Here is a 23,910-nt window from a genome sequence, read left to right as displayed (position 1 = left end):
CATAGTGGAACGTGTGTTCGAATTGGAAGTGTGAAGAAAAGCGCCGCACATCACCGGCGCAACGCTTTCTAATTCAGCTGACCAGCACCAACCGGTCAGGCGTACTAGTTTCCTACTGCTTTACGCTTTCACGTCCAGCACTACATCGAACTCGAGCAGCTCCGCCGACGAAGACACCGGCTTGCGCTTCTCGCCCTCGTGCGAGGCCTTAAACGCATGGCCATTCCGCCAGCCCTGGTAGGCCTCTTCGCTCTCCCACTCGGTAAAGACGAAGTAGCGGCTCTCCCCTGCGGTCGGGCGCAGCAGCTGAAAACCAATGAATCCAGGCACGTTGGTCATCTTTGAAGAGTTAGCGGAAAAGCGACGCTCGAGTTCTTCGCCAGCGCCTTCTGGAACGGCAATAGCGTTAATCTTGACAATGCTCATAGCCATAACTCTAACTATCTAAAACTCAACAATCTATAGCTCTGCCACTGCTAGCGTGGAAACTATGACCGAGCACACTCAACCACTCCACTCTGGCGCGTCTTACCAAGATGCCGCTCAGCGCACACGGAGTTTCATCAATAGCCCGCTGCGACTTGGCACAATGATCGGAGCTATCACCGCAGTCATCGCGCTGCTGGCGCTACTCCAATCCGACATCATCGGTTCTATCGGATGGTGGATTCTCGCGGCACTGGTGCTAGTTTTCATCGCAACAATCATTTACTCCGGCAAAGTAGGCCCGGCTACCAAAGACACGCGACCACCATTCTTTGCAGAGCCAATGCGAGAAAACCCCAACGATATCTCCTGGGCTAGCCCCATGGGCTTTTTAATTATCTTCCCGGGGGCATGGATTATCGCATCTGTCACTGAGGCCATCCCATCGACCTTCGCCGCTTGCCTCGTCGCCATCGTTCTGTCCGCCATTGCCGCTACCTGCGCAATTCTGCCGCGGCAATTCGGTTTCCTCCCTCGAGCCGCACAACTCCCCGACAACTTTGCCGAGCGCTGCCCCTACCCCACCGATTCCCCCGAGGCACGAATTCTCGCAGCCCTCTTCACCGCGCGTCTGCGCGATGACTACGTCTTTTTCGCCGACCAGCTGCCCTATTTCGCACTGCTTGACGACGACACCGCGAGCGCAGCCCTCCGCCAACTTGCAGCCGACAAGCGCATCACCATCACCAACCACAACTCGGCGCTGACGGAAAAGGGCCGCGCCCGTAAGTTTGTCCAACTCACAGACACGGCCCTCGCCAGCTAGTGGCTTATTCCCACTCAATGGTTCCCGGTGGCTTGGAAGTCACATCCAAGACCACTCGGTTGACCTCCGGCACCTCATTGGTAATGCGGGTGGAGATCTTCTCCAGGGTGTCATACGGAACGCGAGTCCAGTCAGCGGTCATCGCGTCCTCCGAGGAGACCGGGCGCAGCACAATTGGGTGGCCGTAGGTACGACCATCGCCCTGAACACCGACCGAGCGAACGTCGGCAAGCAGGACGACCGGGCACTGCCAGACAACCTCGTCCATACCTGCGGCGGTCATTTCCTCACGGGCAATGGCATCGGCGCGGCGGAGAGTATCCAGGCGCTCCTCATCGACAGCACCGATGATGCGAATGCCGAGCCCCGGGCCCGGGAACGGCTGACGGGCAACGATTTCCTCCGGCAGTCCCAGCTCGCGGCCGACCGCACGGACCTCATCCTTGAACAGCAGACGCAGCGGCTCAACCAGGGTGAACTCGACATCATCCGGGAGACCACCGACGTTGTGGTGGCTCTTGATGTTGGCGGTACCGGAACCGCCGCCGGACTCCACAACATCCGGGTACAGAGTGCCCTGGACCAGGAAGTCCACGGTCTCGCCCGCCGGAGCGCCCTCCAGCGCCTGTGCGACTGCGCGCTCGAAGGAGCGGATGAACTCGCGGCCGATGGTCTTGCGCTTGGTCTCCGGATCGGTGATGCCAGCCAGTGCATCGAGGAAAATCTTGGAGTCATCAACGGTGATCAGCTTCGCACCGGTGGCAGCGACGAAGTCCTTCTCCACCTGCTCGCGCTCACCCTGACGCAGCAGACCGTGATCAACGAAGACACAGGTCAGGCGATCACCAATAGCGCGCTGCACAATCGCGGCAGCAACTGCGGAGTCAACGCCACCGGACAGACCACAGATCGCGCGACCGTTCTCGCCGACCTGGCTGCGGACCTTCTCAATCAGCTCTTCCGCGATATTGGCAGCAGTCCAGTCCGGCTTAAGCCCTGCAACCTCGTACAGGAACTTCTCCAGGACCTTCTGGCCGTACGGCGAGTGATTGACCTCCGGGTGGTACTGCACGCCAGCCATGCGCTTTTCCAAGCACTCAAAGGCGGCAACCGGCGCCCCCTTGGTGGACGCCGTGACAGTGAAGCCCTCCGGTGCCTCAGACACCGCGTCACCGTGGCTCATCCACACCTCGTGCGACTCCGGCACATCAGCGTGCGCAATGCCGCCGCCATCGACGACATTGAGCTGCGTGCGGCCATATTCACGGTCACCGGTCGCAGCAATCTTGCCACCGAGAGCCTCCGTCATAGCCTGGAAGCCGTAGCAAATGCCAAACACCGGAATGCCCAGCTCAAGCCACTCAGGGTTGAGCTTCGGAGCACCATCGGCGTAGACACTCGACGGACCACCCGAGAGAATCAGGGCCGCTGGGTTCTTGGCCTTGATCTCCTCGGTTGCCGCATCATACGGAACAACTTCAGAATAAATTTTTGCCTCGCGCACACGTCGCGCGATGAGCTGCGCATACTGCGCACCGAAGTCCACGACGAGGACGGGCTTAGTCACCTGTTCAGACACGCTTTAAAGCTTATCAAGACTTGCGGACCGCAGGCATACCCAGGTTCAAAGCAGCCGGCGCGTCAGCTGGCACGACCGGGTTATTCGGGTCAATCGGCTCGAGGCGCACATACGGTTCGCCCTGGTTCGGACGCTGATCTTTCTCGCCCTTGTTCGGCCACAGCGAGGTCGCACGCTCGGCATTCGCGGAAATCGACAGCGACGGGTTGACACCTGGGTTGGCCGCCATTGCCGAGCCGTCGTGAATCGACAGCGTCGGGTAGCCCCAGACGCGCAGGTACGGATCGACAACCCCCGTCTCCGGCGAGTCCGAAATCGTTGCGCCTCCAATAAAGTGCGCGGTCAGTGGGATATTTGCCAGCTCACTAATCGTTCCGCCCGCCAGCACACGACCATTGCGCCCGCGTTCATTGAGCTTCTTCGCCGCACGCCGCGTCGCTTCATTACCCGACGGAATCCACGTCGGATTCGGCTCGCCCTCGCCCTGCTTACTCATCAGGAATCGCACCGGGCCGAACTTCTGCAGGTACGTCGTAATCGAGTTATCGCGGTTCTGCATCACCAGTGAAATCACCGTACGCTGCGACCACTTCCGTAAGTTCACCAGCTGCAGAACATAACTCGGGTGCTTTACGACGGATCCCAGCGCCTTTACCCACCGCGGAGTACCGGTACCGCCATCGGTCATAATCGTCTGCAGCAGAGCAATGGCATTGGACCCCTTGCCATAGCGAACCGGCTCAATGTGCGTATCTTCCTCCGGGAAGAACGACGAGGTGATGGCCACACCATTGGAGAAGTCATTGTCCGGATCGACCTTGGTGCCCATCGCGCCCAAGATGGCCTCGGAGTTGGTACGAGTCAACCGCCCCAGTGTGTTGGGCAACAGTGGCAGGTGGCCATCGACCTTCTGACGGTGCAACAGGTTTTGCGTTCCCCACGACCCGGCAGCGACGATGACGCGCTTTGCCGTGAACGTCTGCTTGCCCTTGGCTACCCAACGACCGGTGCGTTCAGTGTCCACTTCCCAAGAGCCATCGGCCTGTGGGTGCAGTGCAGTGACCGTCGTGCGGTCAAAGACCTGCGCTCCGGCCTTTTCGGCCAGGTAGAGATAGTTCTTGACCAGGGTGTTCTTTGCGTTGTGACGGCAACCGGTCATGCATTCGCCACATTCAGTACAGGCCGTGCGGTCTGGGCCAACACCGCCGAAGTACGGGTCGGACACCGTCTCACCAGGTGCTCCTTCACCGCCGGTCTTGGCACCGAAGAAAACACCCACCGGAGTGGAGCGGAAGGTATGTCCAACGCCCATGTCCTCGGCCACCTCACGCATGACAACGTCGGCAGGCGTAGTGGAAGGATTGGTGACGACGCCGAGCATCCGAGACGCGTTGTCATAGTGCGGGCTCAACTCCGACTCCCAGTCGGTGATGTGTGCCCACTGACGGTGCTGGAAGTACTCCGGACCTGGCTTGTACAGGGTGTTTGCGTAATTCAGCGAACCGCCGCCGACACCGGCTCCCGCGAGGATCATGACATCTTTGAGAAGATGCACGCGCTGCACGCCGAAAAGGCCGAGCTTCGGCGCCCAGACATACTTGTGCAGGCGCCAACTGGTCTTGGCAAAGTCCTTATCTTCGAACCGACGACCAGCCTCCAAGACGGCTACCCGATAGCCCTTCTCTGTAAGACGCAATGCGGAAATGGAACCGCCAAAGCCGGAGCCTACGATGACGACGTCGAAATCGCGCTGTTTACTCATGAAAAAGTCACCTTCTCTGAGGGCATGTAACACATGTCCGGAACATATGTTTATAACCCTAAGTGAAGGTGACTTCTCAGCGAGGTAGTTTTACGAAAAAACTAACCGACGACTTTTTACGCTAGAACCCCTTTGGGCGAACCGACAGCTCGACGCGGTGGAAGGACTTCAAATCAGTGAAGCCACACTTTGCCATGGCACGGCGAAGGCCGCCGGCCAGGTTGCGGTCGCCCAGTGGCGAAGCTGATGGACCAAACAGTGCCTCTTCAAGGCTGACCAGTTCCTTTTCATCCTCAACGACCGGCCAGACAGCGCCGCGCGGGTACATCGGGTGCGCGGCCACCGACGGCCAGGCGTAGCCCTGCCCCGGGGCTTCCGTGGTACCTGCCAAAACGCTGGAAAGTGCTACCGCATCAGCGCCACAGGCGATTGCCTTGGCGATGTCACCGGCAGTCTCAATACCGCCGTCCGCAATGATGTGGACGTAGCGGCCCTCGGTCTCATCCAGGTAGTCCTTCCGAGCAGCTGCGGCATCTGCGATGGCGGTCGCCATTGGCACATCGATGCCCAGCGCATCCGGCGACGTCGTAAAGCCCGTGCCCACAATCACACCAGCAGCGCCGGTGCGCATCATGTGCAGCGCGGTCTGGTAGTCAACGACACCGCCGACAATGACCGGCACGTCCAGGCTGCCGATGAAGTCCTTGAGATTCAACGGCTCACCCTGTGCGGTGACGTGCTCTGCGGAAATCAGAGTGCCCTGAATAACCAGCAGGTCAATGCCGGCCTTAATAGCCAGCGGAGCCAACTCACGAGCATGCTGCGGAGAGACGCGCACTGCGGTGATGGCACCGGTTGCGCGAATCTCCTTGATGCGCTCGACCAACAGCTCGGTGTTGATTGGAGCGGAGTGCAGCTCCTGCAGCTTGCGGTTAGCAGCCTCAAAGTCGAGCTTGGTGGTGGCGTTCTTAGCCACCTGAATCAGCTCTGCAATCTTGTCGCCTGCATCAGCATGTCGAGCCCAGATGCCCTCAGCATTAAGAACTGCGAGACCACCCAAACGAGCGAACTCTGCGACAGATTCCGGACTAGCGATGGCATCCGTCGGATGCATCATCATCGGGATCTCGAAATCATAGGCATCAATACGCCAGGAGGTATCAACGTCCTTGGACGACCGCGTACGACGGGTTGGAACGATGGCAATATCATCCAGCTCGTAGGTACGGCGTGCCTCGCGGCCAATACCGATTTCAACGATGTCGCGCATGAGCTCTTCTCACATGCCCTTTCCGTGGAATAAAACTCGACTTACTGAAGTTTAGCGCTGGTAGTAGTTCGGCGCTTCAACAGTCATCTGAATGTCGTGCGGGTGCGACTCGCGCAGACCGGCAGCGGTGATCTGAACAAACTGTGCGTCGTGCAGCTGCTCGACGGTTGCAGAGCCGGTGTAGCCCATTGCTGCTCGCAGGCCGCCAACCAGCTGGTGAATGATGGAGTCGATGTTGCCGCGGAACGGAACACGCCCCTCAATGCCCTCCGGAACAAGCTTCTCTTCGCTCTTGACATCGGCCTGGAAGTAGCGGTCCTTGGAGTAGGAGCGCTTCTCACCAGTCAGACCACGGCCCTGCATAGCGCCGAGCGAACCCATGCCGCGGTACATCTTGTACTGCTTGCCGTTGACAACAGTGACCTCGCCCGGAGCCTCAGCAGTACCGGCCAGCATGGAGCCGAGCATGACGGAGGATGCACCGGCAGCCAGAGCCTTGGCGATGTCACCGGAGAACTGCATACCGCCGTCGGCGATGATTGGCACGCCTGCCTTCTTAGCGGCGACCGAAGCCTCCATGATGGCGGTGATCTGCGGAGCGCCGACACCTGCAACAACGCGGGTGGTGCAAATCGAGCCCGGGCCGATACCGACCTTGATGGCATCTGCGCCAGCATCAATCATGGCCTGTGCAGCGCTGCGGGTAGCGAGGTTGCCACCGATGATCTGAATGTTCTCGCCGAATTCCTTCTTCACGCGAGAGACCATTTCCAGCACGCCGGTGTTGTGGGCGTGAGCGGTGTCAACGACCAGGACGTCCACGCCCGCGTCGGCAAGCGCATGTGCACGCTTCCAGGAGTCCTCGCCGGTACCGATGCCGGCGCCGACGAGCAGACGACCGGAGCCATCCTTGGAAGCGTTCGGGTACTGGTCCTTCTTCACGAAGTCCTTGACGGTAATCAGACCGGTGAGGCGACCTTCGCCATCGACGATCGGCAGCTTCTCCACCTTGTGGGTGCGCAGCAGATTCAAAGCGGCATCGCCAGAGACACCCTGCTCAGCAACGATCAGTGGCATCGGGGTCATAATCTCGGAGACCTTGCGGTTCAGGTCTGCCTCAAAACGCATGTCGCGGTTGGTGCAAATGCCGACGAGCTTGCCGTCCTTATCAACGACCGGCAGGCCGGAGATACGGTAGCGAGCACACTTGGCATCTACATCAGCAATCGTGTCATCCGGGGAGCAGGTCACCGGGTCGGACACCATACCGGCCTCGGAGCGCTTTACGATTTCCACCTGCTGAGCCTGATCCTCGATGGACAGGTTGCGGTGGAGAATACCCATACCGCCCTGGCGCGCCATGGCCACAGCCATGCGAGCCTCAGTGACCGTATCCATTGCAGCGGACACAATCGGAATGTTCAGTCGCAGCTCACGGGTGAGTTGCGTAGAAGTATCAACACCGGAGGGAATGACATCCGATGCATCCGGCAGCAGCAGAACGTCATCGAAAGTAAGGCCGACTAGTGGAATCTTGTTGGGATTGTCTCCGCCGAGGCTAATTCCCGTGGGGTTGGTCATGGACTCCTCCTGCTCCACCCTTGCCATCATCAGGCCAGGGGCGCTATCGCTTCGTGGTTGCCAAACGTTATATACAGGGTAGTCCCTCAAGGACTAAACGCGACAATTAGGAGGACAATATTGTCCTCCAAAGCTGTTACGGTAGGCACTGTGAACAATGACTTCTTCTCATCCATGCCGCGGGATCCCTTTGAAGGTGACCCCAATGATCCGGCGAGTTTCCTCGAACCGGATGAGCCTTTTGCCCCGCTGACGGAGCAAGAGCAACGAGAGGTCATTGAGGATTTGGCCGCGGTAAGGCTATTCCGCACTGCCCTGTCCCCTGAGGGTTTGCTGGGCGTTTCCATGTTGTGTGAGGACTGCGGCAACGAGCACTACTACAACTGGGACGTCCTGGAGAACCACTACCTTATGTTGCTCTCAGGTCAGGAGTCCCCGGTTCACGAGCCCCAGTTCGACCCAGACCCGCACCGTTACGCGCCGTGGGACTACTGCGCCGGCTTTGTCGACGGGCTCCGTTCTCGCCGACCTGGTCGTTTCTAAAAGTTACATAAGAGTTCGACGGAATTGTTTTCTCAGTATCCCCGTTAGTCTCCTGCGGTTTACCAACCGTTCATAGTTGGCTTACACACTTGAGCTCACTGCTTCAAGAAAGTTCAGTGAGGAGACATCAGTTCCGATGACGTACATCGACCACTTGCCCGGACCGAATGCGGATTTGTGGGATTGGCAGCTGCACGGTTCCTGCCGCGGGCAGGACTCCGCGACATTCTTCCATCCAGAAGGCGAGCGCGGACGTGCGCGTAGCCTCCGCGAAGCCCGTGCAAAGGCCATCTGTCGCTCCTGCCCTGTTCTTATGCAGTGTCGCGCGCACGCGCTGAAGGTCGGCGAACCATACGGTGTCTGGGGAGGTCTCAGCGAATCTGAGCGCAATGAGATTCTCCGCGCTGCACCGGCCACCCGTGAGCGCGAGCTGGAGCGCATTCTGGTTGCTGCTTCCTAGCGGCAGCAAAAAGCTCCCCACCCAAAATTGGGCGGGGAGCTTTCGTGTTATTTAGAGGTGACGCTCTGGTGAGGCCACTCTCTGGTGAGGCCTAGTGAGAGTGGCCCGCTTCCGGCTCTTCCTCCGGCTTGTCCACAACGGACGCCTCGGTGGTCAGCAGCATGCGGGCCACGGAGGTTGCGTTGACGACTGCGGAGTGAGTGACCTTGACCGGGTCGATGACACCGGACTCAATCAGGTTCTCGTAGGTATCGGTAGCGGCGTTGTAGCCAACGCCGTTTTCCTTCTCCCCGACGTGGTACACGACGACTGCGCCGTCCTTGCCAGCGTTCTCGGCGATCCAGAAGGTCGGGCGAGTCAGAGCGTTAGCAACTGCGCGAACGCCGACTGCCTCGTCGCCCTTAAACTCCTCGGCGAACTTCTCGAGCTCACGAGAGATCTGCACCAGTACGGAACCGCCACCGGCGATGACACCTTCCTGCGCGGCAGCACGTGCCGCGTTGATGGCATCTTCGACGCGGAGCTTGCGCTCGTTGACCTCGGTCTCAGTAGCAGCGCCGACCTTGATGACGGCCACACCACCGGAGAGCTTAGCCAGACGCTCTTCCAGCTTCTCGCGGTCCCAGTCAGAGTCGGTGCGCTCAATCTCAGCGCGGATCTGGTTGCGACGCTCTTCAACAGCCTCTGCAGTGCCAGCACCGTCAACCAGAACGGTCTCGTCCTTGGTGATGGTGATGCGACGAGCGTTACCCAGAACCTCGAGTCCGACGTCCTTGAGCTGCATACCAGTATCCGCCGTGACGACGGTTGCACCGGTGACAACTGCCAGGTCATCCATAAATGCCTTACGACGGTCACCGAAGTACGGCGACTTCACAGCAGCGACCTTAAGGGTCTTGCGCATTGCATTGATGACCAGCGCGGACAGAGCCTCGCCCTCGATGTCCTCAGCCATGATCAGGGTCGGCTTACCGGTCTCGGCGATCTTTTCCAGGATTGGGAGGAACTCTGGCAGGGAGGAAATCTTCTCGCGGACCAGCAGAACCTGAGCGCCATCGAGAACTGCCTGCTGAGCTTCAACGTCGGTGATGAAGTACGGGGACAGGAACCCCTTGTTGAAGGACACGCCCTCGGTCACGGACAGCTCGGTGGCAATCGACTGCGACTCCTCGACGGAGACGACACCGTCCTTGCCGACCTTGTCCATGGCACCTGCAACCAGGTCACCAATCTCAGTGTCGCGCGAGGACACAGTTGCAACCTGCGCGATTGCAGCAGAGCTGGTTACCGGAGTTGCGCGCTGCTTGAGCAGCTCGACGGTCTTCTCCGATGCAGCCTGGATACCGCGGTTCAGAGAAATCGGGTTAGCACCTGCAGCGACATTGCGCAGGCCCTCGTGGACCAGTGCCTGTGCCAGCAGAGTTGCGGTGGTGGTGCCGTCGCCGGCAACGTCATTGGTCTTAACTGCGACGGACTTCACCAGCTGAGCGCCAAGGTTCTCAAACGGATCCTCAACGTCGATATCGCGGGCGATGGTCACACCATCGTTGGTGACCAGCGGGCCACCGAAGGCCTTGTCCAGGACAACGTTACGACCCTTCGGGCCAAGCGTGACCTTGACTGCGTCGGCAAGCGTGTCCACACCGTGCTTGAGGCCTTCGCGAGCCTCTTCGTTAAAAGCAATAAGCTTTGCCATGTGTGGCTACGTCCTCCCTTAGTTCTCGATAACTGCCAGGATGTCGCGCTGAGACAGCAGCAGGTACTCCTCGCCCTGGTACTTCAGCTCGGTGCCGCCGTACTTGGAGAAGATGACAACGTCACCTTCCTTGACGTCCATTGGAATACGGTCATCATCGTCGGCCCAGCGACCCGGACCAACGGCGATAACGGTAGCTTCCTGCGGCTTTTCCTTAGCGGAGTCCGGGATAACCAGGCCGGAAGCCGTGGTGGTCTCTGCTTCGTTGATCTGAACGAGGACGCGATCCTCGAGCGGCTTGATGTTGACGTTCGCCACGATGAATTCCTCCATACATGCGGTGATCTGATGTTCTTTGTGCCGGTTGGTCTGCCGAGCACAGCCGTCGTCGCGGGTGAACAACTGTGTGTCAAACAACCTTGTTAGCACTCTACCCTCGCAAGTGCTAACACTCAACAACAACGAGCGCTAATGCTAATTGGTCAACTTGTCCGGATTACATGCCAGGCGGCCAAACGCAGTAACCGTCATACCGTGTTCTTCGATGAACTCATCGCTATAGCAGGGTCCACCAGAACCGGTTTCGTAGTGACTATCTGGCTCAACCCGGTGCCAGGCACCGTCTTCCCATTCGTACGCAGAGATGGCGCCAGTATTCGCAGGCCCGCCTACTGCCCACCAACCATCACACGCGACGATCGCGAGATCTCCCCGGGAATCCGGGAACGCCGATGCCTCACAGTCCCCGCTGACGGGAGCTGCCGAAGTACCCGGCGCCTTCGTACTCTCCGACGTACACGCCGTCACCGCATTCCGGAATCCTTCCGGCGCGCCTTCCTTCTTCAGCCGATTCATGTCGTAGCAGGCATAGTCACTGGGCAACTGTGTCCCGTGCCGCTCATACTCGCTCCAGCCATTGCCGTCCCACCGCAATGCACCGAACCCGCCAGTATTCTTCTGGCCGATTACAGCCCAAGCCCCATCGCAATACTCAACTACCAGAGTGCCTGGATTATCACTGAGCATCGAAGGAGCACAGCGATTCTTAGCACCCTGTTGCTTCTTGGTGTCCTGCTTTTTCGGCGCAACCTTTACCGTCTCGGTCGCAGTAGACGTAACTGTGTGTTTCGGCGACGCCTCTTGCCCCACCCCCTGCTCAAACCACTGCTCGGTACGCCCACTCATTGTCAGATAGAGCAACACTGCCGCGGCAACAATTGCAACGATGAGCAACACAATTGCCGTCCACAGCACTCCCCGCTTCAAGTTTTGCTTAACGGGCTCCGGCTGATTAGTGGGTTGAAGCTCCCAACCGCTGTAATCCTTATTCACTTAACAAAACTTTAACACGGTTCAAAGCTGTTCGCGGCTCGCATCACGCTTGACGACGATGGTTGCGCCCCAGCCCCAACCGGCAAACTAACTCGGTAGGTTATAGCTCATTGCACTACGGGTTCCTCAACGGGCATGGAAGGATCAGTCGGGCAGCCGTAGCCCGAGGGTTTGGCACCGGCGGCAATGAGGTAGGCCGCCGCGGAGCCAATCATGACTCCGTTGTCGGTGCACAGTTTGATTGGTGGAACGTGCAGTGTAATGCCTGCGGACCGCGCGCGAGCTGCTGCCAGTTCACGCAGGCGGGAGTTTGCAGCCACGCCACCGCCGAGCAACAACGTCGTGGCTCCGACATCTTGTGCGGCGCGGACGGCCTTCTTGGTCAGCACATCACAGACCGCTTCCTGGAAGGAGGCACAGACATCCTCAACCGAGTACTCACGCCCTTCCTTCTCGGCGGCCTCAACATAGCGCGCCACAGCAGTCTTCAAGCCAGAGAAGGAGAAGTCGTAGCGGGCATCCTGCTGGCGCATCATCGCGCGTGGGAAGGCAATGGCCTTGCGGTTACCTTGCTTGGCCAACTTGTCGATGATGGGCCCGCCTGGGTAGCCCAAACCAAGCAACCGCGAGACCTTGTCGTATGCCTCTCCGGCAGCGTCGTCAAGCGTTGACCCGAGTTCTTGCATTGGGCGACCCGCGCCTTCTACGCGGAGCAGCTGCGTGTGTCCGCCGGATACCAGCAGCGCGACGGCGTTGGAGAGGTCCGCCCCGTCGAGCGCGCCGACGGCGACGTGACCCGCCAGGTGGTTGATGCCGTAGAAGGGAACTCCCCACGCGGCGGCATAGGCCTTTGCGCCGGCGGATCCGACAAGCAATGCGCCTGCCAGGCCAGGGCCGACGGTCGCAGCGACGGCGTCGGGGATGAACGTATCGATACCGAGTTTCTCCGCTGCCTGCGCGCGAGCCTCAGAGACCACAGGCTGCAGGGCTTCCAGGTGTGCGCGGGAGGCAATTTCGGGAACTACGCCACCAAAACGGGCGTGTTGTTCCATGGAGGATGCGACGACGTCGGCAAGCACTTCTACCTCGGGTACGGCAGCGACATCGGTGTCGTCGTAGTGCACGCGCATTACTGCGGCGCCAGTTTCATCGCAGGAACTCTCGATTGCCAGCAGGGTCAACTCGGTCATGCCAGTGATGTTACTAGCGCGGTGTTCGCGTGCTTTGCAGGGTTCTTTAAATTTCCAGGTGACCAAGGTTCTTGACTGCAGCGCGCCAGAGCTGGAATTCCTCTGGGTAATCATCGTGGTAGTGACGAACTGCGCGCATGCCGTCCTTGATGCGGTCGATTTCCTCATCGCCGATATCGTTGCCCTCTGCGTCGACAAAGATGACCGAACCGCAAATTGCGGTGGTCGGGTCCGAGAAAAATGCCGAGTTACCAGTAGCCGCCTCATTGCGCCCCAGGGATGCTACCGGGTTCGGTTCAGCACCCTCGTCCTTGGCCTTTGGGTTGTACAGGGCGGCGTAATCGGTGCCGTCTTCCTGAAACGCAACGGACACGCGGTCGGAGGAAACGCCGCCGAGGAATGTCGCTGCGGCATCCAGCTCAAACTCGATGGTGCGGTGCGTCAGGTCAGGGTTGACCAGAAAACCTTTAATCATGTGGTTAGAGGTACCGCACCGCACCCGCTCGCGCATCTCGAATGTGCTACCCCCGTTACCCGCCAGCGTCGGGGTCGAGAGTTACGGACGCGGGATATTGCGCAGGTTGGAGCGCGCCATATCAATCATCTGGCCGACGCCACCACCGAAGACCGTGCGCGTAGCCGCCTTGGAGAAGCCCATCAGCATGTCCCAGGTGATATTGGCCGGGATCGACAGCGCGTTCGGATCGGTAATCATATCGACCAGCACCGGACCGTCATAGGCCAGCGCCTCCTGAATCAGGCGTGGAGCATCGGCCGGATCCTCAATCCGGATGGTCTTGATCCCCAGTGCCTTGGCGATACCTGCGTAGTCGACACCATCGTGGTCTGTCTCATGCTCTGGCAGCCCCTGGACCAACATCTCCAGCTTGACCATGCCCAGCGAGGAATTGTTGAAGACGAACATCTTAATCGGCAGCTCTTCTTGCTTGACCGTAATCAGCTCGCCGAGCAGCATGGCCAGGCCACCGTCACCGTTGAAGGAAATCACCTGTCGGTTTCGGTCCGCTGCCTGCGCACCAATTGCATGTGGCAACGCATTGGCCATGGTGCCGTGACGGAAAGAACCGAGCTGCTCACGCTTGCCGTTCGGGGTGACATAGCGGGCGGCCCAGACATTGCACATACCGGTATCGACGGTGAAGATGGCATCGTCATCGGCGTACTTGTCAATCAAATCGGCGACGTACTCCGGGTGAATCGGCAACATCTTCTCAACGTTGCTGGTGTAGGCCTCAATGACCTGGCTGAGCAGGCGCTCATGGTTGCGCAGCTGCTTGTCCAGGAAGGAGCGATCGGTCTTTTCCTCGACGTACGGCAGGATGGTCTCGATGGTGGCGGCCACATCGCCGACCACTGGGTACTTCACCGTAGTGCGGCGGCCAATGGCGCGACCGTCGATATCGACCTGCGCCACATTCTTGCTGGGCAAAAAGTCGTTGTACGGGAAGTCCGTGCCCAGCAGAATCAGCAGGTCAGCGTCATTGGACGCATCGTGGCAGGCGCCATAGCCAAGGAGCCCGGACATGCCCACGTCAAAGGGGTTGTCGTACTGGATGTACATCTTGCCGCCGAGGGCATGACCCACCGGCGACTTAATCTTCTCCGCGAGTTTGAGAACCTGTTCGCGGGCATCCTTCACACCTGCGCCACAGAAAAGAGTGACGGTGTCGGCCTCGTTGATGGCGTCGGCAAGCATTGCCGCCTGACCAGCGTCCGGGAACAGAACCGGACGACCACTGCTGATGGTGGACGAGACAAATTCATCGCTTTCGACTTCGTGCGTGCTGACATCGCCGGGCAGTACCAACACGGAGACACCGTGTCCGGTCATCGTCGACTGAATGGCGTGGTGCAGGATAACGCTGCCCTGCTCGGCAGAGTGCACCATCTCGCAGTAGCCGGAGCACTCGTTGAAAATCTGCTCCGGATGCGTCTCCTGGAAGAAATTGGAACCAATCTGCCGCGACGGAATATGCGAGGCGATTGCCAAGACCTTGGCACCGTTGCGGTGGGAATCATAAAGTCCCTGAATAAGGTGGGTATTACCCGGCCCACAGGAGGCCGCGCAGACGGCTAGCTCACCGGTGACGAGGGATTCCGCACCAGCGGCAAACGCCGCGGCTTCTTCATTGCGGACGTGAACCCACTCGATGGAGGATTCACGAACCGCGTCGACTACGGGGTTCAAGCTATCTCCGACGAGTCCGAAGATTCGCTTGACCCCCTGACTCTCTAGGGTTTCTACGAGCTGCTGTGCGAAGGTTTTTGCCATGCCTCCGGTCTAACGTGGTTTTGTCACTCCGTCAACATTTAGCGGGGCGAAACATCGTGTACGCGTCGGCGCCAGAGCCTGGATAGTAGTTCTTCCGCAGTCCCATATTTTCAAAACCGTAGGCACGATACATCGCAATCGCCGGCTCATTGTCCGTGCGCACTTCCAGATACACCGGCCCCGGGTCCTCCGCCACTGCCGCCATCAGCGCGTCCATCAGCTGCGCACCAAACCCACGCCGCTGCCACTTCTCCGCCACACCGATGGTGTGAATCTCATACTCGGCATCGCCCGTCGGACCCAGCTTCGTGATTCCCGCATACCCGCACAGCTCATCGCCGTCCGCAATGCCGACGTAGAAATTATTGGGCGCCGACAGCTCCGCCGCAAACGCATTCTCGGGCCACGGATCGTCGCCGGCGAAGAGCTCCGCCTCAATCGCCGCACACGCCTTCGCCGCAGGTGGGCCGAGACGCACAAGCTTTACGACGCTCATCGCATAGCCTTCGGGACAACCGCATCCGGCCTGCGCAGATACAGCGGCACCAACGGGCTCGGGGTGGCATCGAGGTCTGCGACTCGTACCAACGATTCCGGAGTGGGAAGCACCTCGACAACCTCAGTGTCCTGCAGGTTGAGGCCGTCAATCTGCTCAATGTGCTTGACGCTGCCACGTGCTTGCACAGGGGCGAAGTCCGGGATTTCTGCCGTGATAAGTCCGATGACATCTGCGGGCTTGGCCACGGCTGGGCCGAAGATGCGCTGGCCACCTCGGTAGGCGGTGAAGTAGACCTCTCGACGACGCGCGTCGGTGACGACCAACTCATCGCTGGTGTCGCTTGCCAGCGCGTCCAAGCTGCAAATGCCGTGGCACGGGATTCCCAACGCATCGGCGTAGGACGCTGCGGTGGCCATGCCGACGCGCAGCCCGGTAAACGGTCCCGGACCGCAGCCGACAACCACACCGCCCAAATCGTTGGCTGCCAGGCCACTGTCGGCCAGCGCCTGCTGAATCAGCGGGACGAGCACCTCGTTGTGAGCCCGTGCGTCCAGGTGCAACTGCTGGGCGAGTGTCGTCAGCTCACGGCCATCGTCCGAAACCTGGACGATCCCTGCTGTGACCTGCGGGGTCGACGTATCTACGGCGAGAATGTTCATGCTTTGCACTCTACTTCCCCGCGCTACTTAACCCACTGCCAGGTGACAACGCGAGCATCGTCGGTACGCGAACGGTCAATACTGACCAGCAGGTAGCGATCGGAGAGTACCTCAGCAAGACCCGCGCCCCACTCGGCGACCACCACGCTGTCCTGAAGGTCAGTATCGAGGTCCAGCGAATCCAGCGCATCGAAAGCATCGCCTTGTGAGCCCGGCCCCTCCTCACCGAAGAGCCTGTAGGCATCGACGTGAATAAGTGTGGCGCCATCGCTTGCCAGGGGGCGGTGCTCGCGAGCAATGGTGAACGTCGGCGACGTCACACGACCACGAACCTCCATGCCGCGGGCAATGCCCTGCGTCAAAGTGGTCTTTCCGGCACCGAGCGGACCGTCGAGAATAACCAGTTCACCGGAGCTGAGCATGCGTCCAATCTGTTCGCCGAGCTCACGCATGTCCTCCGCGGTCGGTACAACACGGCTATGCACGTAACGACGCTGACTCCTGCCCTTCGGGGCCGTCAAAATCTCATAGTTAATGGTGCCAAAGGCCTCTGCCATTTCATCAAGTCCCGGCTCACCCAGCGCTGGGTCACCGACGATGACCGCCGTATCGCCCGGCACGACATCAGTATCCGGCCCCAAGTCCACCACGAACTGATCCATGCAAATGCGCCCCACCTGCGGATAGCGCTTGCCATCAATACTGACCTCGAAGCGGCCCGATGCCGAACGCATCATGCCATCGGCGTACCCACACGGGACAATTCCGACGGTGGTATCGCGGTCAGCCGTCCAGGTCAGCCCATACGACACTGACTCTCCTGCCGGCAACTTCTTCACCAACACCACGGAAGCCTCCCAGCGCATTGCCGGACGCAATCCATGGGTCATACCCGCAATTGGTTCGCCCCCATAAATTGCGAGCCCTGGGCGCACCATGTCAAACGCCAAGTCCGGGCGTGTCAACGCTGCCGGCGAATTCGCGGCGTGGTTAATCATCTCCGCCACGCCCGCTTCACGCAGCGCACTCAGTGCAGTGCGGAAATTCTCCGCCTGCCTATCGACGCTTTCATTGCCCGGCTCATCAGCGCACGCAAAGTGCGTGAATGCACCGGTGATGCGCAGAGCGCCCTCCTTATGCAGCGCCGCCAGCGGTTCGACCGCTCGGTCAAAATCTCCATTGGCCATGGAAAAACCGGAGCGCCCCAGGCCGGTATCGACCATCACCGTCACCCGCGGAGTCACGGACAGCTCGCGGCCGGCGCCGACCACTGCCTGCGCATGTGCCATCGAGGGAACACCGAGGTCAATATTGTCCGCGACTGCGCGCTCAATCAACCAGGTGGCTGCCGCATCCCAAATCCATGCGAGGATGGGGATGGTTCGGCCGTCGTCAAGCGCGGCGCACAGTTTTGCGCGAAGGGAAATTGCCTCCTCAAGCGTGGCGACACCGAGCTGCGTCGCACCGCCTTCCAAGGCCGCCAACGCAGACTGCAGCGCTCCCTGCGAGTAGCCGTCCGCCTTCACGACGGCCATGAGTTCGTCAACCCCTGCAATGGACTTGACGGTCTTGACATTGTGGGCGATTGCGTCGAGATTAACGGTGTGGGTGAGGATGGCTGGTGCCGAGGAAGTCATAGCGATATTTTGCCACTCCTGTGTTCTTGAGTGAACCATGCGGTGGCCTCCCGGACGGATTCGGCGATATCGAGTGCACAGCACGGGGCCGGGCCAAAGTCGGTGCTTGCGGCCAAATATGCGGCGCGCGCATGAATAACTGCTGGTAGGTAAAGACCTGCGCCACGTGCAACCCAGGCGCCGATGAGTCCGGACAAGACATCGCCAGAGCCGGGTGTTGCCGCCCAGGAGTTGCCGGCATCCAGCACAATCGTGCGGTTGGTTTCGGGGTTGGCGATGACGGTGCGCCGCCCTTTAAGGAGTACCTCGCAGTGGAGCGTCTCCGCGAGCTCACGGGCATCGGTGATTGCATTGGTGACCTTCTTGCCGGTCAGTCGCTCGAACTCGCCGGCGTGCGGCGTAAGAATTGTGCGCAGCTGCCGGTTTTCACCGCGGTCCCGGACGAGCTGTTGCAGACTCTCGTCGCCTGCGAGCAGAGTCAGCGCGTCGGCGTCGATTACCACGGGCTTGTCGGTGGCAAGAATGTCACGCAGCTCAGCGGCTGCCTGCTCATCGGTGCCGCGACCCGGGCCGACAACCCAGGCGTCAACGCGTACCTCGCTACGCGCCACGGTGTCCGGCTTTGCGATAACCGTCGGCAGCGCCGTGGTGATGCGAGCACGCGCGGCCTGATCACCGACGTAGATGACCGCCGGGCTGGTGGCGCGCACCGCCGCCGTCGCGCACAGCACGCCAGCTCCTGGATACTTCTCACTGCCTGCGGCGATACCGGTGACCCCGGTGGAGTACTTGTGATCGTGAGCGCCGGGTTCGAGCTCGGTCATGTGGTTGGAGATCAGCGGGAAATCAGCGCTGAGAGCCTCAAAGAGCTCCACGGTCGGGGCGTGATTGTAGGCCGCATTCTCGTACAGCGTCTGCCCCAGTCCTGGAAGCTCGGGCGAGAAGCAGTCGAGGGAAATTTCATGTAATTCCACGTCACCGCAGGCCTCCGAGAGCGCATGGGCGTAGCGCAGCCCGCCGAAGGTCACAGTCACGGCAGCCGTGACATGGGACGGCAGATATGGGTTTTCGCCCTCTGGCAAGTCCGGGTCAGGGTTGAGAGTCTGCTCCGGTGGATCAAAGGTGCGCCCGGTGTCCGCTTCAACGCCGCTGGGCACGTCAACGGCGAGCATGGGCACGCCTCCCAGGTGTGCCTCACGCACCAGCCAGGCGGCCTCTTCGCGCAGGGCACCGTGGCCGCCAAGGCCTACGATGCCGTCGATGATCAGTGCATATTCGTCGCTGATTGCCCACAAAATCTTCGACAAATCCGCCTCACGGTCACGTCCTTGCCCACCGAGTGGCAGCACTCGCCCACCGGCAAGCTCAAAGGCCTTCAATGCCCGGTCGTGTGGCTTGGAGCCCAGCAACACCGCATCGACACCATGCCCGTCAGAGGACAAGTCCCGCCCTGCATACAGCGCGTCACCGCCATTGCCGCCGGAGCCGACCAGCAGCAGCACGCGACCTTGACCAGGTTCCGGGGTAGCTTCAGAGAGCATCCGCTCGGCGGCCTGGCTCACAGCCGCGGCTGCGTGGCGCATCAGTTCGTCGTCACGCGTTTGTGCATCCAAATAAGGTTGTTCTGCAGCACGAATTTCGGCAGCTGTATAGCAGTACGTCATGCCACCAGCCTACGATTAGCCCCTATGGATGACTACCCCAACAGCACGCGCATTCCCGGCCCCAGGCTGCGAACTTTTCCGCTGGCATACCTGCGCTCGCTTCGTCATCCCGAATGGTTGCCCCATGGTGTGCAGGACATCCGCGAAATTCTTGATGGCACCATCACGGCGAATCTCGACGGCTATGAAAATCGCACGCCAATTGTGCTGGTCCACGGCACGTGGATGAACTCATTTAATGCGTTTGCCATGCTTGGACCGTTTCTCGCCAGGCATCGCCCGGTGTTCACACTGGACTACGGCACCGACTCTGGCGCGCTGGTCAGCCATCTGCGCAGCGTCAAGGGCACAGCTGACTTGGGCGAGGCGTTTGACGAGGTCACCGAACTTCTCAACCGCTTCCGCACCCACCTCAACCTCTCCCGCATCGACCTCATCGGGCACTCGCAGGGCGGACTGCACTGCCGCAGCTACGCCAACGCAACGATCGATTCGCTTTACGACGACGCTCTTGCCCGGGGGCTTAGCGAAGAAGAAGCCGAACAGTTTGCTGCCGACAACAGCCCCGTGCGAGCAGTTATCTCGCTTGCGGGAAATCACCATGGCACCAGTGCGTGGGGTGCCCGGCGCGTGTTGCGGGTAGCGGAGCGACTAGGGCTACCTATTCGTATTCTGGTTGACCGCTTGATTGGTCGCGCAGGCCTGCAACAGTTATTGGACTCGGAGTACATTGCGACACTCAACCGCACGGTGCGCGGTGTTACCAGGCGAGGGCCGCACTACCTGAATATCGGCACTCCTTTCGATACCATCGTCAGACCATGGACTGGTGCTCACTTGCCAGAACGCACTGGTCATCGGATTATCAATGTCAACAACGCCTCCGGCGGTAGCGATTGGTCAGATCATCTCGCGCTGCTCTACTCCCCCAACACAATGGCGCACATTCGCGAGTTTTTGGATGAGCTTGATGGCGCTGAATTGAAAGCGGAGCTTCGCCGTCGCGTCCGCGTTCTGCCGATGTATGGCGCGCTACCCAGATGGCGTCGACGGTAGAAAATTTTTAGAACGAATCCTCGATTTACTATTGACCCCTTTTCAAACATGTGTACGATTGAGATTGTAAGGAACATTTGTAGGGGAAATTTCTAGAGGAGATTTCTAGGCACGGCTTCGGCTGACAAAGAACTATCAGGGGGACATCTGATGTCATCGCCGCCCATTGACCTACCAGCACCAGGACAAAAGCCCTCGTGGGCCAACCAAAAACCCGACGATCCCATTAGCGCTGCCGCCCGTGCGGTCAATGCCGCTGACCTTCAACTCATCGATGCCTGCGCACCGGGCCGCGAGATTGATGTCAATCATCATCTCGCCCGAATCAGCATTCGAACAGGTCTTAGCCGCGGAAAGTGCTCGACTCTGTGTGAAATTGCGCTGATGTTTGAGCGCATGCCCAACGTCAGGGCACTTATTGAGTCAACACATTCTTTTTCACTGGCTCACCTTCGCACCATCGCCAATGGTGTTGCTGGGTTGTCACCCGACCAAACTGACACTGTTGAGCCACGCTTGATTGAGCTGCTCACACCGACGCGCCCCAGACAAGCAATGATTGGTGTCTACACGCTCTCGCGGTTGATTGGGGACTTGGTGTCCGAGTTCAATGACTGTGCTCGCAATGATGGCACTCAGCGCGTCCCCGAGGGCGAAACGGTCGGCATTTCCGATACTGGCGACGGCAAACACAAAACAGTCACTGCCATCCTTGAAAGTGACCGAGCCACTGAATTCATGGCCACCATTCAAGGTATCCGCAATGCCGCGGTTAATCGCGGCGAAGAGTGCACGCAAGCTGAAGCGCTACTACAGCTTGCACAGCGCTCAACCAATGCCGAGATTGTCATTAATGTCTACCGCGAAGTGGGCGGTGGACCAGCTTGGATCGACGGCGTGGGCTAGCTCAGCGAAGTCGCCACCGAAGAGTGGATTGCCCGCGCAACGCACATTCGAATCTCCGCAGACAGCAGGGTCGACGGCTATCGCCCAACAGAAAGCCAAGTAGCCCGTGTCCGTGGTCGTGACGGATTCTGCCGCTTCCCGGGCTGCGATGTTCCGGCAAATAAGTGCGATCTGGATCATATCCAGCCCTATGACCACGAAAATCCAGAACAGGGCGGTCCTACCGATACCGAAAACCTCCACTGCCTATGCCGCCGGCACCACAACCTGAAGACGCATGAGGGCTGGGACATCGACCGCTACCCCGACGGCACTGAAGTCTGGACATCCCGCGATGGAGATACCGCAACTAGCGTTCCGGCAGGGCCGCTGAAGAACGTCGGCAAGCAGACTTTTGACCAGCGAGCGACACGGAAGATGAAGACAATCCAGAAGCGAAACTTGGACTGGATGTTGTCATTCTGCGATGTGCCGGATGAGGTCTACGAGTTGACGGAGGAAGACGAAAAACGCCTCGAGTCCCTCACGGATGAGGAAATCGAGGCGGAGATTGAGCAGTACGAAAGGACTCGGGGCGAACTATTCGACGGTGACTGACTTGGCCAGGTTGCGAGGCTTGTCGATGTCCTCGTTACCGCACTGTCGAGCAATTTCAGCTGCGAGGAACTGGAGCGGAATGGTGGACAGTAGCGGCTGCAGGAGCGTCGAAGTCTCCGGGATCTCAATCAGGTAGTTGGCGAATGGCACCACGGCCTCATCGCCCTCTTCAGCGATGACGATGGTCTTGGCACCACGAGCACGAATCTCCTGGATGTTCGAGACAATCTTGGAGTGCAGGACAGCGCGACCCTTCGGCGACGGCACCACGACGACAACCGGCAAGTCATCCTCGATAAGTGCAATCGGACCGTGCTTGAGCTCACCAGCTGGGAAGCCCTCAGCGTGAATGTAGGCGAGCTCCTTGAGCTTCAGTGCGCCTTCGAGAGCAACCGGGAAACCAACGTGGCGACCGAGGAAGAGCATCGTCGGGATGGCGCCGATTTCCTTGGCCATTGCGATGTACTCATCGCCCTTGTCGACGACCTTGTCAATCAACGCCGGAATGGACTCGAGCTCTTCGAACTCGCGGGTGACCTCATCGGGATACTTGGTGCCACGTGCCTGTGCCAACGCCAGACCCACCAGGTAGTTAGCGGCAACCTGTGCCAGGAACGACTTGGTTGCGGCCACACCAATTTCTGGGCCGGCATGGGTGTAGAGCACAGCATCAGACTCACGCGGGATCTGAGCGCCGTTGGTGTTACAAACTGCGAGAACGCGAGCGCCCTGCGACTTGGCATGGCGAACAGCTTCGAGAGTGTCGGCGGTCTCACCAGACTGGGAGATGGCGACAACCAGAGTCTGTCGGTCCAGCACCGGGTCACGGTAGCGGAACTCGGAGGCAACCTCGATTTCCACCGGAATACGAACCCAGTGCTCGATGGCATACTTCGCCAGCAATCCCGAGTGGTATGCGGTACCACAGGCGACGACGAAGACCTTTTCAATGTCACGCAGGTCCTGGTCGGACAGACGGGATTCGTCCAGCACAATTCGACCGTCAACGAGGTGACCAGCCAGCGTGTCACGCACAGCTGCAGCCTGCTCGTGGATCTCCTTCATCATGAAGGAGTCGTATCCACCCTTCTCAGCAGCGGCGAGATCCCAATCGATGGTGAACGGACGACCCTGCTGCTCATTGCCTGCAAAGTCCATGATGCGGTAATCATCAGCGGTGATGATGACAACATTGTCCTGCCCCAGCTCAACAGCCTCGCGAGTGTGAGCAATGAAAGCCGCAACATCGGAGCCAAGGAACATCTCATTTTCGCCCACGCCGACAATCAGCGGAGTGGAACGACGAGCAGCAATGATCTTGTCCGGGTGATCGGCGTGGGTAAACAGCAAGGTGAACGCGCCCTCAAGGCGGTTGAGCACTGCCAGTGCAGATGCCTCAAAGTCGCCAGCGGTGGAGCCACCATCAGAGCCGTCCATTGCTCGTGCGAGCATGTGAGTTGCAACTTCAGAGTCAGTCTCGGACTTCAGCTCAATACCAGCAGCCTCGAGCTCATCACGCAGCGGCGCAAAGTTTTCGATGATGCCGTTGTGGACGATTGCCACCTTGCCGTCGTACGACAAGTGTGGGTGAGCATTCTCATCAATCGGGCGGCCATGAGTAGCCCAACGAGTGTGCCCGATGCCGGTTGTACCAGAGAACTTTTCGCGTCCATCCGCATCCAGCGCAGCCTCGAGATTCGCGAGCTTGCCGGCCTTCTTCTCTACAGTGATATGCCCCTGGTCGTCAACGATGGCAACACCAGCGGAGTCATACCCGCGGTACTCCATGCGACGTAGCGCGTCGACGGCAATATCCAAGGCGGGCTGATGACCCACATATCCAACGATTCCACACATGCCCCATAGGATAACCCGCGAAGTCGTAAATCGTCACAACGGTAGAGACATCCTGCCTCTTTTTAAGCAAAGGTGGA

General features: G+C 59.6%; 22 protein-coding genes. 6 read left to right on the top strand and 16 right to left on the bottom strand.

Features of this window, described 5'->3' with window-relative positions:
* Positions 1–120: 120 nt before the first annotated feature.
* Positions 121–426, bottom strand: a complete 306-nt coding sequence (locus tag Q4E11_RS05965) for an antibiotic biosynthesis monooxygenase (protein WP_303164391.1) — start codon at positions 424–426, stop codon at positions 121–123.
* Positions 427–490: 64 nt separating this feature from the next.
* Here Q4E11_RS05965 and Q4E11_RS05960 point away from each other — a divergent pair, with 64 nt between their 5' ends.
* Positions 491–1,252, top strand: a complete 762-nt coding sequence (locus tag Q4E11_RS05960) for a hypothetical protein (protein WP_303164390.1) — start codon at positions 491–493, stop codon at positions 1,250–1,252.
* Between the two features lie 4 nt (positions 1,253–1,256).
* Here the strand turns inward: Q4E11_RS05960 and guaA are convergent, their stop codons facing one another.
* From guaA to guaB, 4 genes are all read right to left on the bottom strand, one after another.
* A complete protein-coding gene (guaA, locus tag Q4E11_RS05955) occupies positions 1,257–2,831 on the bottom strand; it encodes a glutamine-hydrolyzing GMP synthase (RefSeq protein ID WP_303164388.1) in 1,575 nt (524 codons plus the stop codon).
* A 13-nt stretch (positions 2,832–2,844) separates the two neighbouring features.
* Entirely contained in the window at positions 2,845–4,593 is a 1,749-nt protein-coding gene (locus Q4E11_RS05950) for an FAD-dependent oxidoreductase (protein ID WP_303164387.1), read from the bottom strand.
* Positions 4,594–4,714: 121 nt separating this feature from the next.
* Positions 4,715–5,863, bottom strand: coding sequence for a GuaB3 family IMP dehydrogenase-related protein (locus tag Q4E11_RS05945; RefSeq protein ID WP_303164385.1), 1,149 nt, complete (start codon positions 5,861–5,863; stop codon positions 4,715–4,717).
* Between the two features lie 51 nt (positions 5,864–5,914).
* Positions 5,915–7,444, bottom strand: coding sequence for an IMP dehydrogenase (gene guaB, locus Q4E11_RS05940; RefSeq protein ID WP_303164384.1), 1,530 nt, complete (start codon positions 7,442–7,444; stop codon positions 5,915–5,917).
* A gap of 174 nt (positions 7,445–7,618) precedes the next feature.
* Between guaB and Q4E11_RS05935 the strand changes: the two genes are divergently transcribed.
* Positions 7,619–7,987 (top strand): DUF5319 domain-containing protein, encoded by a 369-nt coding sequence (locus Q4E11_RS05935; RefSeq protein ID WP_303164574.1) that lies wholly within the window; start codon positions 7,619–7,621, stop codon positions 7,985–7,987.
* Between the two features lie 136 nt (positions 7,988–8,123).
* Positions 8,124–8,447: a WhiB family transcriptional regulator gene (locus tag Q4E11_RS05930; protein WP_303164383.1), complete on the top strand. Its 324-nt coding sequence runs from the start codon at positions 8,124–8,126 to the stop codon at positions 8,445–8,447.
* A 91-nt stretch (positions 8,448–8,538) separates the two neighbouring features.
* Here the strand turns inward: Q4E11_RS05930 and groL are convergent, their stop codons facing one another.
* From groL to Q4E11_RS05880, 10 genes are all read right to left on the bottom strand, one after another.
* On the bottom strand, positions 8,539–10,143 hold the full coding sequence (gene groL, locus Q4E11_RS05925) for a chaperonin GroEL (protein ID WP_303164382.1): 1,605 nt from the start codon (positions 10,141–10,143) through the stop codon (positions 8,539–8,541).
* A gap of 18 nt (positions 10,144–10,161) precedes the next feature.
* The gene (gene groES / locus Q4E11_RS05920) at positions 10,162–10,461 is read right to left on the bottom strand and encodes a co-chaperone GroES (protein WP_209654806.1); all 300 of its coding nucleotides are present in this window, start codon (positions 10,459–10,461) and stop codon (positions 10,162–10,164) included.
* Positions 10,462–10,617: 156 nt separating this feature from the next.
* Entirely contained in the window at positions 10,618–11,475 is an 858-nt protein-coding gene (locus tag Q4E11_RS05915) for a hypothetical protein (protein WP_303164381.1), read from the bottom strand.
* 107 nt (positions 11,476–11,582) lie between these two features.
* Positions 11,583–12,656, bottom strand: coding sequence for a tRNA (adenosine(37)-N6)-threonylcarbamoyltransferase complex transferase subunit TsaD (gene tsaD / locus Q4E11_RS05910; RefSeq protein ID WP_303164571.1), 1,074 nt, complete (start codon positions 12,654–12,656; stop codon positions 11,583–11,585).
* A gap of 55 nt (positions 12,657–12,711) precedes the next feature.
* On the bottom strand, positions 12,712–13,140 hold the full coding sequence (locus tag Q4E11_RS05905; RefSeq protein WP_303164380.1) for a hypothetical protein: 429 nt from the start codon (positions 13,138–13,140) through the stop codon (positions 12,712–12,714).
* An 81-nt stretch (positions 13,141–13,221) separates the two neighbouring features.
* Positions 13,222–14,958 (bottom strand): pyruvate dehydrogenase, encoded by a 1,737-nt coding sequence (locus Q4E11_RS05900; RefSeq protein ID WP_303164379.1) that lies wholly within the window; start codon positions 14,956–14,958, stop codon positions 13,222–13,224.
* A gap of 31 nt (positions 14,959–14,989) precedes the next feature.
* A complete protein-coding gene (rimI, locus tag Q4E11_RS05895) occupies positions 14,990–15,454 on the bottom strand; it encodes a ribosomal protein S18-alanine N-acetyltransferase (RefSeq protein WP_303164377.1) in 465 nt (154 codons plus the stop codon).
* Positions 15,451–16,116 carry a tRNA (adenosine(37)-N6)-threonylcarbamoyltransferase complex dimerization subunit type 1 TsaB gene (tsaB, locus tag Q4E11_RS05890; RefSeq protein WP_303164376.1) on the bottom strand — a complete coding sequence of 222 codons (666 nt, stop codon included), beginning with the start codon at positions 16,114–16,116 and terminating at the stop codon, positions 15,451–15,453. Before tsaB ends, rimI begins: the two co-directional genes overlap by 4 nt.
* 23 nt (positions 16,117–16,139) lie before the next feature.
* A complete protein-coding gene (alr, locus tag Q4E11_RS05885; RefSeq protein WP_303164375.1) occupies positions 16,140–17,753 on the bottom strand; it encodes an alanine racemase in 1,614 nt (537 codons plus the stop codon).
* Positions 17,750–19,417 carry an NAD(P)H-hydrate dehydratase gene (locus tag Q4E11_RS05880; RefSeq protein ID WP_303164373.1) on the bottom strand — a complete coding sequence of 556 codons (1,668 nt, stop codon included), beginning with the start codon at positions 19,415–19,417 and terminating at the stop codon, positions 17,750–17,752. Before Q4E11_RS05880 ends, alr begins: the two co-directional genes overlap by 4 nt.
* Before the next feature lie 24 nt (positions 19,418–19,441).
* On the opposite strand from Q4E11_RS05880, the gene Q4E11_RS05875 reads away from it, so the two are divergent.
* From Q4E11_RS05875 to Q4E11_RS05865, 3 genes are all read left to right on the top strand, one after another.
* Entirely contained in the window at positions 19,442–20,473 is a 1,032-nt protein-coding gene (locus tag Q4E11_RS05875; RefSeq protein ID WP_303164372.1) for a triacylglycerol lipase, read from the top strand.
* Between the two features lie 150 nt (positions 20,474–20,623).
* On the top strand, positions 20,624–21,379 hold the full coding sequence (locus Q4E11_RS05870; protein ID WP_303164371.1) for a hypothetical protein: 756 nt from the start codon (positions 20,624–20,626) through the stop codon (positions 21,377–21,379).
* A 417-nt stretch (positions 21,380–21,796) separates the two neighbouring features.
* A complete protein-coding gene (locus Q4E11_RS05865) occupies positions 21,797–21,976 on the top strand; it encodes a hypothetical protein (RefSeq protein WP_303164370.1) in 180 nt (59 codons plus the stop codon).
* On the opposite strand, the gene glmS is transcribed toward Q4E11_RS05865, so the two are convergent.
* Positions 21,959–23,833 carry a glutamine--fructose-6-phosphate transaminase (isomerizing) gene (glmS, locus tag Q4E11_RS05860; protein WP_303164369.1) on the bottom strand — a complete coding sequence of 625 codons (1,875 nt, stop codon included), beginning with the start codon at positions 23,831–23,833 and terminating at the stop codon, positions 21,959–21,961. The two genes, Q4E11_RS05865 and glmS, sit on opposite strands and share 18 nt — an antisense overlap.
* Positions 23,834–23,910 lie beyond the last annotated feature (77 nt).

Origin of the sequence: Corynebacterium sp. (assembly GCF_030532195.1) — a bacterium.
GTDB lineage: Bacteria > Actinomycetota > Actinomycetes > Mycobacteriales > Mycobacteriaceae > Corynebacterium.
Note: the sequence above shows the minus strand (reverse complement) of the source record. Positions and strands in the feature narration are given on the sequence as shown.

What these genes read in the sequence shown, in the direction of transcription:
- Q4E11_RS05965 (WP_303164391.1), bottom strand. Translation starts at nt 426, where the DNA reads ATGAGCATTGTCAAGATTAACGCTATTGCCGTTCCAGAAGGCGCTGGC.
- Q4E11_RS05960 (WP_303164390.1), top strand. Translation starts at nt 491, where the DNA reads ATGACCGAGCACACTCAACCACTCCACTCTGGCGCGTCTTACCAAGAT.
- Q4E11_RS05950 (WP_303164387.1), bottom strand. Translation starts at nt 4,593, where the DNA reads ATGAGTAAACAGCGCGATTTCGACGTCGTCATCGTAGGCTCCGGCTTT.
- Q4E11_RS05945 (WP_303164385.1), bottom strand. Translation starts at nt 5,863, where the DNA reads ATGCGCGACATCGTTGAAATCGGTATTGGCCGCGAGGCACGCCGTACC.
- guaB (WP_303164384.1), bottom strand. Translation starts at nt 7,444, where the DNA reads ATGACCAACCCCACGGGAATTAGCCTCGGCGGAGACAATCCCAACAAG.
- Q4E11_RS05935 (WP_303164574.1), top strand. Translation starts at nt 7,619, where the DNA reads ATGCCGCGGGATCCCTTTGAAGGTGACCCCAATGATCCGGCGAGTTTC.
- Q4E11_RS05930 (WP_303164383.1), top strand. Translation starts at nt 8,124, where the DNA reads ATGACGTACATCGACCACTTGCCCGGACCGAATGCGGATTTGTGGGAT.
- groL (WP_303164382.1), bottom strand. Translation starts at nt 10,143, where the DNA reads ATGGCAAAGCTTATTGCTTTTAACGAAGAGGCTCGCGAAGGCCTCAAG.
- Q4E11_RS05905 (WP_303164380.1), bottom strand. Translation starts at nt 13,140, where the DNA reads ATGATTAAAGGTTTTCTGGTCAACCCTGACCTGACGCACCGCACCATC.
- Q4E11_RS05900 (WP_303164379.1), bottom strand. Translation starts at nt 14,958, where the DNA reads ATGGCAAAAACCTTCGCACAGCAGCTCGTAGAAACCCTAGAGAGTCAG.
- rimI (WP_303164377.1), bottom strand. Translation starts at nt 15,454, where the DNA reads ATGAGCGTCGTAAAGCTTGTGCGTCTCGGCCCACCTGCGGCGAAGGCG.
- tsaB (WP_303164376.1), bottom strand. Translation starts at nt 16,116, where the DNA reads ATGAACATTCTCGCCGTAGATACGTCGACCCCGCAGGTCACAGCAGGG.
- alr (WP_303164375.1), bottom strand. Translation starts at nt 17,753, where the DNA reads ATGACTTCCTCGGCACCAGCCATCCTCACCCACACCGTTAATCTCGAC.
- Q4E11_RS05880 (WP_303164373.1), bottom strand. Translation starts at nt 19,417, where the DNA reads ATGACGTACTGCTATACAGCTGCCGAAATTCGTGCTGCAGAACAACCT.
- Q4E11_RS05875 (WP_303164372.1), top strand. Translation starts at nt 19,442, where the DNA reads ATGGATGACTACCCCAACAGCACGCGCATTCCCGGCCCCAGGCTGCGA.
- Q4E11_RS05870 (WP_303164371.1), top strand. Translation starts at nt 20,624, where the DNA reads ATGTCATCGCCGCCCATTGACCTACCAGCACCAGGACAAAAGCCCTCG.
- Q4E11_RS05865 (WP_303164370.1), top strand. Translation starts at nt 21,797, where the DNA reads ATGAAGACAATCCAGAAGCGAAACTTGGACTGGATGTTGTCATTCTGC.
- glmS (WP_303164369.1), bottom strand. Translation starts at nt 23,833, where the DNA reads ATGTGTGGAATCGTTGGATATGTGGGTCATCAGCCCGCCTTGGATATT.